Source organism: Bacillus sp. REN3 (genome assembly GCF_017912555.1).
Lineage (GTDB): Bacteria > Bacillota > Bacilli > Bacillales > Cytobacillaceae > Mesobacillus.
The window spans coordinates 139,318-152,982 of the sequence record NZ_JAERSD010000007.1; the positions used below are offsets into that span (position 1 = coordinate 139,318).

Below are 13,665 nucleotides of genomic sequence, written 5' to 3' on the forward strand. Positions count from 1 at the left end.
TTCTTTTTTCATCATAAAAAATTCATTCTTTTAATTGCGATCATAAACACTATTCTCTTAATCAGTTGATTTCAATCGAGATATAGTTTATCATGTTATCGGATTTCGTTATTGAATTCCGATATTGAGAAAGGAAGTCTACTATGGAGGAAAAAGTCTTAAGAAAACTATTCCTCGGGTTCATCCAGATCCATATTTTGCACCATGCGAAGGAAGCCCCGATCTTTGGATTGTGGATGCTTGAGGAGCTGAAGGAGCATGGCTACAGTATCAGCGCCGGAACCCTCTATCCGATTCTCCACTCGATGGAAGCAGATGGCCTTCTCTTAAAAGAGGAAAGAAACGTTGAAGGAAAAATCCGGAAATACTATCGGACAACCGAAAAAGGCAATAATGTGCTTGAAGAAGCAAGGAAGAAAGCCTATGAACTATTCAAGGAAATCAGAGACTGACAGTGCCGTTGAGGAGGCCATTTGAAATGTTTGAATTACTGGATGTCAAAGTAGATGGGATACTGAATATTCCGCAGCTGACTATACCGGCTGGGAAAATAACCGTGATCACCGGGCCGAGCGGCAGCGGAAAATCGACCTTTCTCCGGCTGCTGAATAATCTGGATCCCGCAGACGCCGGGACGATTTTATATAAAAAAGAATCCATCCTCAACCTTGAGCCGCTCTCATTAAGAAGGAATGTTGTGATGGTCCCGCAAGCCCCCGTCATTTTTGACGGGACAGTCAAAGACAATCTGGAAATCGGCCTTATTTTTGCCGAAAAGGAACTGCCTTCCGTGGCGGAAATGGAAAAGGCCTTAAAGCTGTTTGAGCTCGATAAGCCTCTCAATGAGGAGGCAGAACATCTTTCCGGGGGTGAAAAGCAGCGACTCGCTTTAGCGAGGGCTGTCCTTCTCGATCCTGAGGTTTACCTTTTGGATGAGCCTACATCCGCTCTAGATGAAGAAACAGCAGAATCCGTCATGTCCAGCTTTTGCGCGTACGCCAGGAAGCAAGCGAAGACGGTCATCATGGTCACTCACTCGAAAGAGATCGCGGAGCTAGCCGCAGAAAATGAGATTGAAATCAAGGGAGGTGTCGTTCATGGATAAGGCGATGGATCTTTCCTTTTGGCAGCTCGCTTCCGCCTATATTTTTATCGTGCTCTTGATCGTGATTGTGAGATTGCGGGGAATCCCGCGGGAAAAAGAAATCATCCTTGCAACAGCAAGGATGTCGCTCCAACTGATCCTGGCTGGGTACCTATTGGTTTACTTATTCGAAAATCCGCATCCGCTTTTCACTTTGCTGATCATCGCTCTCATGCAGGCGTTTGCGATCTATAACATCTATAAACGGACAAAGTATGCGCTCGCATTCGAGATGAAAAAGTACATTGCCTATGCGATGGTCGTTGGCATCATGATCAGCCTTTTCTATTTCATTTTTGTCGTGATCGGCGTGGAACCATGGTATGAGCCACGCTATTTCATCCCGATTGCCGGGATGATCATCGGCAATTCGATGACAGGGATTTCCCTTGGTGTCAGCAATCTTATCGAGGGCTTCCAGGCGAACAAGGCTCGGATTGAAGGCGCGCTCATGCTTGGGGCTTCGCCAAAAGCAGCCGCCAAAAAGGTCGTCAACCAGGCATTTGACTCAGCGATGCTGCCTACGATCAATTCGATGGTCGGCATGGGGATTGTCTTTTTGCCTGGGATGATGACTGGCCAGATCCTATCCGGCACCTCCCCGCTCGTTGCAGTCGAGTACCAGATAGCGGTGATGCTTGGTGTTGCCGGGAGCGTTTCACTGACGGTCATCCTTTATTTGCAGCTCGCCTATAGATCATTTTTCAACGATCGCAATCAGCTTATCATTCAAAAAAACAACACGAAGGAGATGAAAAAATGAACCATAATCGCTTTCGATCTCTTATGGAGATTTTTCTGGTATCGACCCGTCTGGGACTGACTTCTTTTGGCGGTCCGGTCGCCCATTTAGGGTATTTTCATGAGGAATATGTCCGCCGCCGGAAATGGATGGACGAAAAAAGCTACGCAGACCTCGTGGCATTGTGCCAGTTCCTCCCCGGGCCAGCCAGCAGCCAGGTTGGGATCGGCATCGGGCTGATGCGTGGCGGACTGCTCGGCGGACTGATGGCATTCCTCGGTTTCACACTGCCGTCCGTTGCCGCCCTGATTGCCTTCGCGCTGATCCTTCAGGGATTCGATGTCGGGGATGCCGGCTGGATCCATGGCTTGAAAATCGTCGCCGTCGCAGTCGTTGCCCATGCAATCCTTGGGATGGCGCAAAAACTGGCACCTGACCTCCCAAGGAAGACCATCGCCTTGCTCGCGCTAGCAGGGACGCTTCTCTGGCAGACCGCCTTTACACAAATTGGTGTCATTATCGCATCTGCTATCATTGGCTACTTCTTATTCAAACACCATGCTGCAAAAAATGATTCCAGAATGCCTTTCCCGATTACACGGCGCGCAGGTTACGTGTCGCTAGGATTGTTCTTTGGCCTGCTGCTCCTGCTGCCAGTTTTGCGGGAAGCAACATCCCTTGAATGGATCGCAGTGTTCGACAGCTTTTACCGATCCGGGTCCCTTGTATTCGGAGGCGGCCATGTCGTCCTGCCGCTGCTTGAACGGGAATTCGTGCCGACCGGATGGCTGAGCGAGGAAGCCTTTCTTGCAGGCTACGGCGCTGCCCAGGCCGTCCCGGGTCCGCTGTTCACCTTCGCAGCTTATTTAGGAGCGATCATCAACGGGTGGCAGGGCGGGCTGCTGGCAACCGCTGCGATTTTCCTGCCGGCATTCCTGCTCATTTTCGGGACGCTGCCCTTCTGGGATGTCCTCCGCCGCAACAGCAAGGTGAACGGTGCCTTGATGGGCGTGAATGCAGCAGTCGTCGGCATCCTGATCGCCGCTTTCTATCATCCGATTTGGACAAGCTCGATTCTAGCGTCCGTGGATTTCGTTTTTGCCGCGATCCTGTTCAGCATGCTTGTCCATTGGAAGCTTCCGCCTTGGGTAATCGTTGTGGCAGGAGCAGTCGGCGGAACGGCTTCATCTATGTTATTTTGAATAAGGAATGCTAAAACCGGGCATCCAGGCGCCCGGTTTTACAAGTTTTTAGATTGGTAGACCTGAAGCAAATCGTGCGCTATTCGTGACCATATGGGGGCGCGGAAAAGTGGACGGGGAACGAGGCGGGCATGTTCGTGACCAATGGGGGCGCGGGTAGACGAAACGCGAACGATACCGAGCCGATCGTGTCCAAAGGCATGCTCAGAAAAACCAAAATGGGCACGATCCATGCAAGATCGTCCCCAAAGCTTTCTCAGAAAACCAACACGGGCACCATCCAGTTCACTTTGTACCCAAAGAGGCTTACTCTAGCAAAATCAGTACAATCCCAATTGGTTTCCTCCCAAATGGGTGCTCAAAGGAAGCATCAGGCGTCATGAGTGCCAAAAGGGCTCCCAATATAGCCAAATGAAACAGGCTACACTTTAAGGACTTAAAAAATTCCCTGAAATTTTTCGTAATGGTTCACCATTCCGTGAATCCTTGTCAAAATCCCGCAATTTACCCCCGCTTTTCCGCGAAAATCCCGCGACAGTTTGTCAAAATCCCTTAAACTGGAAATTGCCTTCGTTTTTTCCCAGCCCTCACTCTCATTCCCTCCCCCCAAAAACAAGCCGGCAGGAACTCCTGCCGGACCATATGCTCAGCTTAAAAATATCGCTCCATAACCGAGCGCCATCATGATCACGAACGCAGGATGGATTTGTATTTTTTCCATTAAAACATATCCTGCCACAATCAATAACAAGGTTTGCCAGCCCCCGATATCCAAATACGCATCGGAGAAAAAGCTGTATGCCATCACACCAAGCATGACGGCGATCGCCGGCTTCACAAACAAGGTCATTTTCTTCACTTTAGGAGAATCCTTGAACTTGTATAGCAGCCCGAGCAAAGTGATCATCAAGATAAGTGATGGAGCGACGGTCGCGAAAACTCCGACAAACGCGCCGAGGATCCCGCCCTGTTGATAGCCGATGTATCCGGCCATTTTCGTGGCGATCGGTCCTGGAAGCGAATTGCCGAGCGCAAGCACTTCGCTGAATTCACCAACAGTCATCCATCCATACCGGTCAACCACTTCATTTTCGATCAGCGGGATCGAAGACGGACCGCCCCCATATCCCAGAATCCCTGGGATGAAAAAGGCCAAGAAGATTTTCCATTGTATCATCACACTGTCTTCCTCTCAGATGCAACAGCTTTTTGCCGTTCTTCTTTTTTATCAGGACCGAAGATTGCCCAGCTAAGCAGCAGGGCAATGACGATGCCTGGATGGACGCCAATCCATTCCATCGCCAGGAAGCTGAATGCCGCAATGGCCAAATTCCCTTTCCAGCCCATCCCCTTTTGGCCATTCTGGAAAAATTGCCATGTAAGGACTGCGAGCATGACACCGACGACCGGTACGACTGCTTTCGTCATCCCCGACACCCAGGGCAGGTCCTTATAAGCTGATAGGGATGTGAGCAGCAAGATCATCAGGATGATGGTCGGAATGATCGAGGCAAGCAACGCATTCACAAGGCCTGGAAACCCGGCGACACGGTAGCCGATGTATCCGGCCATTTTCGTGGCGATCGGCCCGGGCAAGGTGTTGGCAAGGGCGAGGACATCCCCGAATTCCTCATCATCCATCCATTTGTATTTTCCGACTACCTCGTTGTGGACAAGAGGGATCGAAGATGGCCCTCCTCCATAGCCAAGCATCCCAACCCGGAAAAATGCCAGGAATAGATTCCGTTGTTTCATGTAAAATCAAATCCTTTTTAAGCGGTTACCAGGCGGCAATACAGCCGTCTGTCCTTGATTCGGTGCCTCCTGTCAGCACACCCGTTTCCGGGTCGCGCCAAATGATCTGGCCGCGGCCAAATCCGCCGGAATCATTTGCTACCTTGATGTTATGCCCTTTTTGTGCAAGTGCCTCTGCAATATGGGCCGGCACACTCCGCTCCACCTCGACTGTCTTTCCTTCCATCCATTGCCACCTCGGTGCATCAAGAGCTGACTGCGGGTTCAAGTGAAAATCAATCGTATTCATGATGACCTGGACATGTCCTTGAGGCTGCATGTAGCCTCCCATCACACCGAATGGCCCTACCGGCTGCCCGTTCTTTGTCAAGAATCCAGGGATGATGGTATGGTACGTTTTCTTGCCCGGCTCCAACCTGTTTTCATGGCCAGGGTCAAGCGAGAAATCATGCCCCCGGTTTTGCAGAGCAATCCCCGTACCGGGAATGACAATCCCCGACCCAAAACCCATATAGTTCGACTGGATGAACGAAACCATATTTCCATCTTCATCGGCAGCGGCAAGATACACAGTTCCGCCGTTCGGTGGTGTTCCTGGTTCGGGAGTCAGCGCCATTTCGCCAATCAAGCTCCGGCGTTCCCTGGCATATGCCTCGCTTAGGAGCTGGTCAACCTTTACATTCATTTTCTCTCTCTGAGTGATGTATTTTTTCCCGTCGGCAAAAGCAAGCTTCATTGCCTCAATCTGCCTGTGGTATGTCCCTATCGATTCTTTTTCGGTAAAATCAAAGCCTTTCAGCGTGTTAAGCGCCATAAGTGCGACCATTCCCTGGCCGTTCGGCGGGATTTCCCAGACATCATAGCTGCGGTAATTCACACTGATCGGCGTCACCCATTCAGGCTGATAGGCGGCAAGGTCTTCCTTGCGGATAAAGCCACCATGCTTCCTGGAAAACTCATCGATTTTTTCAGCAAGCTTTCCTCTGTAAAAGGATTCAGCGTTTGTTTCAGCAATCTCTTTCAAGGTTTCTGCATGTCCCGGCGAACGCCACATTTCCCCAACTTTAGGCGCCCTGCCATCTGTTGTGAATGTTTCAAACCATCCAGCATATTCTTCCCCATTCAAATGCTGCTTGAATACCTCAGCAGCCTGTTTCCAGTACTTTCCGAGGACAGGGGAAACGGGAAAACCATTTTCTGCGTATTGAATCGCGGGTTCAAGCACATCACTTAGCGGCAGCTTGCCAAACCTTTCCGACAAAGCCGCCCAGGCACTTGGCGCACCAGGGACGGTCACAGGAACAAGGCCGAATCTCGGCATCGACTCATGTCCCAGCCCTTTGACCGCTTCAATCGTCAGGCTGCTTGGAGCTGGGCCGCTTGCATTGAGGCCGTGAAGTTCTCCCTGTGTCCAGACAATCGCGAACGCATCGCCGCCAATCCCGTTCGACGTCGGTTCAACGACTGTCAGGCAGGCAGCGGTGGCAATAGCGGCATCAATGGCATTCCCTCCTTTTTTCAACATATCCAGCCCTGCCTGTGAGGCAAGCGGCTGGGATGTAGCGACCATTCCTTTCCGCGCAACCGCAGCCATACGCTGGGAGGAATAAGGGTAATGCAAAGCATCGTATAGCATCATCGTACTCTCCTTCTCTCCATCCTAGTATTCTTACACTCTATTTAACGTGGCAGGTAATGAAATGCCCTTCATCTATCTTTCTCCAATCTAGCCACTTCTCCCTGCAAAGATCGCCAGCAAGTGGGCAGCAGAGATGGAAGGCGCAGCCTGCAGGAGGCTTCCCCTGTGACACCAGTAGTTTCAGTTTTGTGATGCCCTCAACGGCTTACGCGTCGATCTTGCCCGCTCCTATGCCCACCACTCTCCTCCTTCCTTGAAAAACCCAGCCGAAAAACCTAGGAATTTAAATCATTATATTCCGTTTGTTAATAAAATATTAAATTATCATTAACAATCGTAACCAAAATTAATTTTTCACTATTTTACGACATATTCTGAAAATTGTCTATATGTAGCTGCGTTTCCCACACAAAAAGCCCATGGAGGAAACCATCCGCCACGAGCTTATACTTGATTCATAATTTCATGCCTGTTCGGCTTTTGAAACGGCGGAGCATGATTTGGCTCTCCACCCGGGTGATTCCTTCTACTGCATATAATTCGTTGTTGATGAACTTTTCAAGGGAGGCAAAATTTTCGACAAGGACATGCATATGCAGGGTGCTAGGGCCTGTCATCTGATAACAGCTTGCGACATTGGGATTATTGGCGAGGTTTTCGGCAACAGAAACGAGGTACGCAGGTTCACAGTCTACCTCGAAAAAAGCCGAAACCTCTTTCCCGACCGCTTCCGAATTGATTACCACACTGAACTTCTCAATGACCCCCGACTCCTCCATCCGATTGACACGCTCACGGACGGCGACCCGGGAAAGATTCAGTTCTTTTCCGATATCCGCATAAGAAGCCCTGCCATTCTCCGTTAGAATCTCCAGGATTTTTCTGTCTGTATCATCTATTTTCATTCCAATCACCACACAATCTGATGAATAACAAAGCACGGCGAGCAGACATGCTTTAGCTTTAGCTTCAATTCATTTTCTGAATATTCCACTCTACCATTATATCCTTTTCAAATGGCAAGTAGGTAAACAATTTCCATTGAAAAAATGGAGATAACTTCCCCTTGCCCGCGCCATGGAACAGAACGGGGTATGCCAGGTTCCGAGCCGCGACTAGGATGTGAAAGGCTAGGTTCCAAGCCGAAACCAGGATTTAAAAAGCCATGTTCCGAGCCAGGGGCAGGATATGAAAGGCCAGGTTCCAGGCCAAGACCAAGAGGTGAATAGCCAGGTTCCAACCCAGGTCCAGGATGTGAAAAACATGTTCCGATCCCGGGGCAGAACGGGATATGCGCGGTTCCGGGCAGGGCGGCAGCCTATTCTTCGAAAGTTCCCTTTACAATCGCTTCCCCATTCTCGACCATCACCTTTCCAAGGGCAATCACCGTATCAATTCGAAAGCTCCTGTCAAGCAGCACCAAATCCGCATCACGACCGACTTCAATCCGGCCCTTGGTGCGAAGCTTGAGGATTGCGGCGGGGTTTTCCGTTATCACCCGGATGGCGGTCTCGAGCGGGATGTCCTCCTCCTGCACAGCTGCTTTTACCGCTTCATACAGAGAAGAAACACTGCCAATCCGCAAACCGATCAGCTCGCCAGCTGCGTCAAAATCGGGAAGGCTTGCCTGCCCATCAGAAGTAAAGGTAATCTGGCGGATACTGACGCCAGCTTCCAGCATCCTGCGAAGGCCTGCGCTGCATTTCACTTCGCCTTCTTCGAGGAATTTCGGGATCGTACTCGTGGTGAAGTCAACCCACCCTCCCTTTTTCGCATACTCGATTCCTGCTTCGAACAGATGCGGGTTCCGGTTGATGTGTGTCGGATAGAATTGGCGGATTGGGATGTCTGTTGTTTCAACAACTTGTTCGATCACCTTCAGATGGTCCCTGCTGTCGCCCACATGGATATTGACGATCCCGCTTTTTCCTGCAAGCATTCCGCCAATCCGGGCAGCAGACGCGATCTTCGCCAATTCCTCTGGCGTCGGCTGCGAAGAGCGATGGTCAGCGATCGCGATTTCGCCGACACCGATGATGTTATCGATCAGGATAATGTCATCTTCAATTTTTCCAGTGAGCGTCTTTACCGGCACCTGGTAGGAGCCTGTCTGGACATAACAGCTGATGCCTTCTTCCTCGAGCGCCCGGGCTTTCGCGACAAGGCTTGCCATTTTTCTTGTAGTCCCGTCAGTGCCGATGACGCCGACAAAGGTGGTGATCCCTGCAGCCGTCGCCTGTGCCAGCTGGATTTCCGGTGTCCGTGTCTTGAATCCCCCTTCCCCGCCGCCGCCAATGATGTGGACATGCGCATCAATGAACCCGGGAACGACCATTTTCCCTTCCGCATCGACCACCCTGATGTAAACAAAGCGCTCCGGCAAATTAATCTCATCCTCAATGAATCCGATTTTCCCATCAACAAGCAATAGATCTTTTTTTCCGAGATGATCTGGTGCGTAAACATCTCCATTTTTTATCAGTGTGAGCAATGTGATTTCCCCCATCCAGGATTCATTCTTTTCCTATATGAATTATAAACCAAATCCCATGCTCATGAATCCCCTTTGCTGACATATGTCTCCTCCATGCGGATCAAGGCATTGAGCCCGGAAACGAAAGGCAAGACGGCCACGAGCCCGATCGCCCATCCCACTCCAAGCAGATCGGCCAGGATTCCTGCGAAAAGGGCGCCGAACGCATATCCGCTGTCCCTCCAGAAACGGTAGACACCCATCGACGATGCTCGCCATGAGGGTGCTGCCACATCACTGATGGCTGCCTGTAATGTTGGGTAGACCATGGCGGTGCCCAAGCCAAGCAGGGCTGCGCCGAATACCCAGAATCCAAAACTGCTTGTTAGTAAGATAAACCAAAGCGCCCCAGCCTGTGTCCACATCCCGGCTGTAATCAGCTTTTTCCTGCCAATCCTGTCACTCAGCGTACCGGTGACAAGCTGGAATATTCCCCACGCAGCTGGGTAGACCGCCACGATGGTGCCAATTTGCCCGACATCCATGCCTGCTGTAGAAAAAAAGATTGGAAACAGCCCCCACGCCATCCCGTCCTTCAGGTTCGTCGAAAGTCCAGCAAAACTGATGCTTGACAGGTTTTTATCCGTCCAGCTCGTCCTGGCGAAAACCTCCTTTGCCGATAACGGCGGTTCTCCATTGTTCTTTCCTCCCGTTTTCATATGCAGCTCCAAATGTTCTCCCGTGTCCCTGACGATGATGGACAACAGGAACCCGGTGACGGCAATGGCCATCCCAAGGTAAAAAGGCTCCGGGCTTAATGAATACGCAGAGGCTATATATCCAGAAACAGCAGCCATCACTGCGACACCCGAATAACCAGCGAACTCGTTCAAGCCAACAGCGGTACCCCGCTGGTCCGACCTTGAAAGATCGATTTTCATATTGACCGTCATCGACCAGGCAAGGCCCTGGTTGATTCCCAGCAAGATATTGGCAACAAGGACGACCCACCATGCATGCGCCAGCATGATCAAGACGGGGACAATCAAGCCTACTGACCAGCCAAGCATCAAGACTCGCTTGCGCCCAAGGCTGTCAGCAATGTATCCTGCAAAGTAATTGACAATTGCCTTTGAAAAACCAAAACTGATGATGAAAGACAGCGCCGCGCTGGCGGAAGCGAGCCCGAACTGCTCCTCCCCCAAAAGCGGCAGGACGGTCCTCTCAATCCCGACCATTGAACCTACGAATAGATTTATAACGACAAGCAAAATGAATTGGGACAGGTTTTCCCTTATCCCGATTTTGGGAGTACTCATAGCTGCCCCTCTCCTCGCACTATATACCTCTTATAGTATTGCTTTTCCTTTGATTTTTAAATCATCTTGTTTGGCGTCTTGACATGGAGGGGTTACCATACTATAATTTCGAGAAATATCTTTTAATAGCTTGAAGCGTTGAAGAGAGTTTAGTAAGCCGGTCTCCCTGTTGGCAGAGAATCAGTGGTTGGTGGAAAATGATACAAAGATTTGGTGAATTTCGTTCTTGGAGCTTTTTCTTTTTGGAGCATTCGATCCGGAAAGAACGGTTCATACCGTTATCTTTAAACTTAAGCGGGAAGCATCGTTGCTTCCAAATAGGGTGGTACCGCGTGTTCAGCCACGTCCCTATCCAGTCGATGGATAGCGGGCGCGGCTTTTTCTTTTGCCTTCTTGAAATCGATCAGCTGATACATAGAGACAAAGGGGAGAATCAAATGGAAAAAGAACAATGGTCTTCGAAGGTGGGCTTCATTTTAGCAGCAGCCGGTTCCGCGATTGGCATCGGAGCGATCTGGAAGCTGCCGTATGTGACAGGAGTCAGCGGCGGCGGGGCATTCTTCCTGCTGTTCGTCCTGTTTTCGCTGTTCATCGGCCTTCCGCTCCTGCTGGCCGAGTTCGTCATTGGCCGCAGCACCGGAAAGGAAGCGATCAGAGCCTACTCAGCGATTGCGCCAAATACAAAATGGCACTGGATCGGCGTCATCGGGGTCATCACCTGCTTTGTGCTGCTAAGCTTTTACAGTGTAGTCGGCGGCTGGATCAGCCTTTATTTCGTGAAGGGACTGGCTGGCGGGATCATCGGGAATGGCGCTGATTATGAGGCGCTTTTCGGAAAGACAATCAGCAGCCCCTGGAATGTTCTCGCTGCCCAGGCAGCCTTCTTGGTCGTAACGGTCATCGTTGTCGCCAGAGGGGTACAGCAGGGCATTGAGAAAGCAAGCAAATTCCTGATGCCAGCCTTATTCCTGCTGTTTGTGGTCCTGATCATCCGTTCGCTGACCCTTGAAAATGCCGTGGAGGGCGTCAAGTTCTTCCTTGCCCCCGATTTTTCAGGCATCACATCCGAAAGCATCCTGTTCGCAATGGGCCAATCGTTTTTCTCATTAAGTGTCGGCGTGTCGGTGATGGTCACATACAGTTCTTACCTGCCGAAGAAATCGAGCATTGTCCAGCCGGCCGTTTTGGTTGTCACAATGAACCTGTTCATCGCCCTGCTTGCCGGGCTTGCAATCTTCCCGGCCGTCTTCTCGCTTGGCCTGGAGCCAGCAGAAGGGCCTGGCTTGCTTTTCATCGTGCTGCCAGCGGTTTTTGAAAAACTCGTCTTTGGCGAACTGTTCCTGCTACTCTTCCTGGCCTTGTTTTTATTCGCAACCTTGACATCAGCCTTCTCGATGCTGGAAATTGTCGTTGCCACACTCGCTAAAGGCGATCAGCGAAAAAGGGCTGCTTTCTCCTGGCTGGCCGGCGGCCTGATTTTCCTGCTCGGGATTCCTTCAGCGCTGTCCTTTGGCCCGCTGTCTGAGCTGACGGTATTTGGAAAAATCATTTTTGATGCTGCCGATTTCCTTGTCAGCAACATCCTTATGCCGCTCGGCGTATTGCTGATTTCGATTTTCGTCCCGCTGAAAATCAAGAAGGAAGTCCTCCGCCAGGAATTGCTGCAGCACTCCAAAAGCGGGACCTGGCTGTTCAGCCTTTGGTACAATGCCATGCGGTTTATCATCCCAATCGTCATTGTCGTTGTATTCCTCGATTCATTGGGGGTCATTTAAAGCACGAAGCTGTCCTGATGCGGGACAGCTTCTTTTTCATCTTCTGCATAATTATCCCTGAATTGGCACACGGTAATAACAGTATGACTGTGAGGGGAATTGTGATGTTTTTTAAAAGAAAAGACCAGCCAAAGGACAATACGGACCAGTCTGCGCAAAATCAGGCAGACATTCCAGCCGCTAAGGATGCATTCCTGGCGGAAATGAAGGGCCGCTTCTCCAATAGTGCTGATTTCATCATAAAGGAACTTTCTCCCGAGCTTTCCTTGCTCTATATTGAAACCTTGATTGAAACAACAATGCTGAACGAGAACATCATTGGAGCCCTATGCGAACCTGTCCGTTCGCTTGACCAGGCACTCGAACAAATTGACAGCGGCAGCAAAAATAAATTGGACTCGCTGGATAAAACAATCGATGCCCTGCTAGAGGGCAGTGCGATCATCCACTTCGATGGGATCCCTTCCGTCCTTTCTGCCAATATAAAAACAACGGTCGATCGTTCCTTGAACAAGCCTGAAAACGAATCACAGGTGTTAGGGCCACAGTTGGCATTCATTGAAAGCCTGAATACAAATCTCTCCCTTATAAGAAGATATTTAGTCAATCCAGCACTGAAGGTTGAAACATTCCAACTTGGCGTCCGTACCCGCTCAAAAGTTTCCCTGTTGTTTCTTGAAGGAATTGCTGACGATGGAATGATTGCGACCGTCCGGCAAAGGATCAATGACATCCAGATTGACGGGATCCTGGACAGTTCGATCCTTCTCCAATTGATTGAAGATAACACGCTATCGATTTTTCCGCAGATGGTCTTAACTGAGCGGCCAGACAGGACCTGCTCCTTGCTGCTCGAAGGGAAACTCGCCATTTTGACGGAAGGGAGTTCCCAGGCAATCATTTGCCCTGTGAATTTCGTCGAATTTTTCAAAAGCATGGAGGACCAGAACGTAAGATGGCATATCGCTACTTTCCTGAGACTCCTAAGATTGTTCGCGATGCAGATTTCCATTTTCTTCACAGCTATCTATGTTGCGTCACTGACTTTCCATTATGAAATCATCCCTCAGCCGCTGCTTGTCCCATTGAGTGAGTCAAGGTCCAAGGTGCCGTTTCCGCCAATCTTTGAAGCACTCCTGCTGGAATTCACGATCGAACTGCTCAGGGAAGCAGGGGCAAGGCTGCCTACGAAGGTCGGCCAGACGATGGGTATCGTAGGTGGTATCGTTGTCGGAACGGCAGCCGTCCAAGCCGGGTTCACGAGCAACATCCTGATCATCATCATTGCATTGAGTGCCCTGGCTTCCTTCACAACCCCAAGCTATATGATGGGCAATGTCATCCGTATCCTTCGCTTCCCGCTCATTTTCCTGGCCGGTTTCTGGGGTTTTTACGGACTTTCGCTCGGTTTCGCGTTCATCGTGATCCATCTTGTCAGGCAATCAAGCTTAGGGAGCCCTTACTTGGCACCTTTTTATCCTCCGCGGTTCAGCTACTGGCTTGACAGCATCATCAGGATGCCGCTTCCTTTTACTAACACGCGCCCTTACCAGTCGAGACCGAAGGATATGGTCAGATACCCTCGTGATCCAGACCAAAATGAATAAAAATGTGGT

At 50.4% G+C, this 13,665-nt stretch carries 12 protein-coding genes and 1 other annotated feature; of the genes, 6 read left to right on the plus strand and 6 right to left on the minus strand.

Translation table 11 applies throughout. The annotated features are described in order from the left end of the window. Nucleotides 1-143 precede the first annotated feature (143 nt). Genes JJQ88_RS08690 through chrA form a run of 4 tightly spaced genes read left to right on the plus strand, consistent with a single transcriptional unit; the run spans nucleotide 144 to nucleotide 3,088 of the window. Nucleotides 144-452 (plus strand): PadR family transcriptional regulator, encoded by a 309-nt coding sequence (locus JJQ88_RS08690; RefSeq protein ID WP_210365350.1) that lies wholly within the window; start codon nucleotides 144-146, stop codon nucleotides 450-452. A 26-nt stretch (nucleotides 453-478) separates the two neighbouring features. Further along, entirely contained in the window at nucleotides 479-1,105 is a 627-nt protein-coding gene (locus JJQ88_RS08695; protein WP_210365351.1) for an ABC transporter ATP-binding protein, read from the plus strand. Further along, nucleotides 1,098-1,907 (plus strand): ABC transporter permease, encoded by an 810-nt coding sequence (locus tag JJQ88_RS08700; RefSeq protein WP_210365352.1) that lies wholly within the window; start codon nucleotides 1,098-1,100, stop codon nucleotides 1,905-1,907. Before JJQ88_RS08695 ends, JJQ88_RS08700 begins: the two co-directional genes overlap by 8 nt. Beyond that, nucleotides 1,904-3,088 carry a chromate efflux transporter gene (gene chrA / locus JJQ88_RS08705; protein ID WP_210365353.1) on the plus strand — a complete coding sequence of 395 codons (1,185 nt, stop codon included), beginning with the start codon at nucleotides 1,904-1,906 and terminating at the stop codon, nucleotides 3,086-3,088. Before JJQ88_RS08700 ends, chrA begins: the two co-directional genes overlap by 4 nt. Nucleotides 3,089-3,734: 646 nt before the next feature. Here the strand turns inward: chrA and JJQ88_RS08710 are convergent. From JJQ88_RS08710 to JJQ88_RS08735, 6 genes are all read right to left on the minus strand, one after another. Further along, nucleotides 3,735-4,265, minus strand: coding sequence for a chromate transporter (locus JJQ88_RS08710; RefSeq protein WP_210365354.1), 531 nt, complete (start codon nucleotides 4,263-4,265; stop codon nucleotides 3,735-3,737). Further along, nucleotides 4,265-4,843, minus strand: a complete 579-nt coding sequence (locus tag JJQ88_RS08715; RefSeq protein ID WP_210365355.1) for a chromate transporter — start codon at nucleotides 4,841-4,843, stop codon at nucleotides 4,265-4,267. The genes JJQ88_RS08710 and JJQ88_RS08715 overlap by 1 nt, the downstream gene beginning before the upstream one ends. Nucleotides 4,844-4,868: 25 nt before the next feature. After that, the gene (gene ggt / locus JJQ88_RS08720; RefSeq protein WP_210365356.1) at nucleotides 4,869-6,482 is read right to left on the minus strand and encodes a gamma-glutamyltransferase; all 1,614 of its coding nucleotides are present in this window, start codon (nucleotides 6,480-6,482) and stop codon (nucleotides 4,869-4,871) included. Nucleotides 6,483-6,937: 455 nt separating this feature from the next. Beyond that, entirely contained in the window at nucleotides 6,938-7,387 is a 450-nt protein-coding gene (locus JJQ88_RS08725) for an Lrp/AsnC family transcriptional regulator (protein WP_210365357.1), read from the minus strand. Between the two features lie 413 nt (nucleotides 7,388-7,800). After that, entirely contained in the window at nucleotides 7,801-8,973 is a 1,173-nt protein-coding gene (gene iadA, locus JJQ88_RS08730; RefSeq protein WP_210365358.1) for a beta-aspartyl-peptidase, read from the minus strand. A gap of 62 nt (nucleotides 8,974-9,035) precedes the next feature. Next, complete coding sequence (locus JJQ88_RS08735; RefSeq protein WP_210365359.1) at nucleotides 9,036-10,274, minus strand: MFS transporter; 1,239 nt, start codon at nucleotides 10,272-10,274, stop codon at nucleotides 9,036-9,038. 129 nt (nucleotides 10,275-10,403) lie between these two features. Beyond that, nucleotides 10,404-10,627, plus strand: a binding site (T-box leader). A gap of 84 nt (nucleotides 10,628-10,711) precedes the next feature. Here JJQ88_RS08735 and JJQ88_RS08740 point away from each other — a divergent pair. Together JJQ88_RS08740 and JJQ88_RS08745 are read left to right on the plus strand one after the other, a co-directional pair. Beyond that, nucleotides 10,712-12,049: a sodium-dependent transporter gene (locus tag JJQ88_RS08740; RefSeq protein WP_210365427.1), complete on the plus strand. Its 1,338-nt coding sequence runs from the start codon at nucleotides 10,712-10,714 to the stop codon at nucleotides 12,047-12,049. A 104-nt stretch (nucleotides 12,050-12,153) separates the two neighbouring features. Further along, complete coding sequence (locus JJQ88_RS08745) at nucleotides 12,154-13,656, plus strand: spore germination protein (protein WP_210365360.1); 1,503 nt, start codon at nucleotides 12,154-12,156, stop codon at nucleotides 13,654-13,656. Nucleotides 13,657-13,665: the final 9 nt, after the last annotated feature.

Bases quoted from the DNA above. Each gene is read 5' to 3' on its own strand.
- JJQ88_RS08710 (WP_210365354.1), bottom strand. From the start codon at position 4,265: ATGATACAATGGAAAATCTTCTTGGCCTTTTTCATCCCAGGGATTCTG.
- chrA (WP_210365353.1), top strand. From the start codon at position 1,904: ATGAACCATAATCGCTTTCGATCTCTTATGGAGATTTTTCTGGTATCG.
- JJQ88_RS08740 (WP_210365427.1), top strand. From the start codon at position 10,712: ATGGAAAAAGAACAATGGTCTTCGAAGGTGGGCTTCATTTTAGCAGCA.
- JJQ88_RS08695 (WP_210365351.1), top strand. From the start codon at position 479: ATGTTTGAATTACTGGATGTCAAAGTAGATGGGATACTGAATATTCCG.
- JJQ88_RS08735 (WP_210365359.1), bottom strand. From the start codon at position 10,274: ATGAGTACTCCCAAAATCGGGATAAGGGAAAACCTGTCCCAATTCATT.
- JJQ88_RS08715 (WP_210365355.1), bottom strand. From the start codon at position 4,843: ATGAAACAACGGAATCTATTCCTGGCATTTTTCCGGGTTGGGATGCTT.
- JJQ88_RS08700 (WP_210365352.1), top strand. From the start codon at position 1,098: ATGGATAAGGCGATGGATCTTTCCTTTTGGCAGCTCGCTTCCGCCTAT.
- ggt (WP_210365356.1), bottom strand. From the start codon at position 6,482: ATGATGCTATACGATGCTTTGCATTACCCTTATTCCTCCCAGCGTATG.
- JJQ88_RS08690 (WP_210365350.1), top strand. From the start codon at position 144: ATGGAGGAAAAAGTCTTAAGAAAACTATTCCTCGGGTTCATCCAGATC.
- JJQ88_RS08725 (WP_210365357.1), bottom strand. From the start codon at position 7,387: ATGAAAATAGATGATACAGACAGAAAAATCCTGGAGATTCTAACGGAG.
- JJQ88_RS08745 (WP_210365360.1), top strand. From the start codon at position 12,154: ATGTTTTTTAAAAGAAAAGACCAGCCAAAGGACAATACGGACCAGTCT.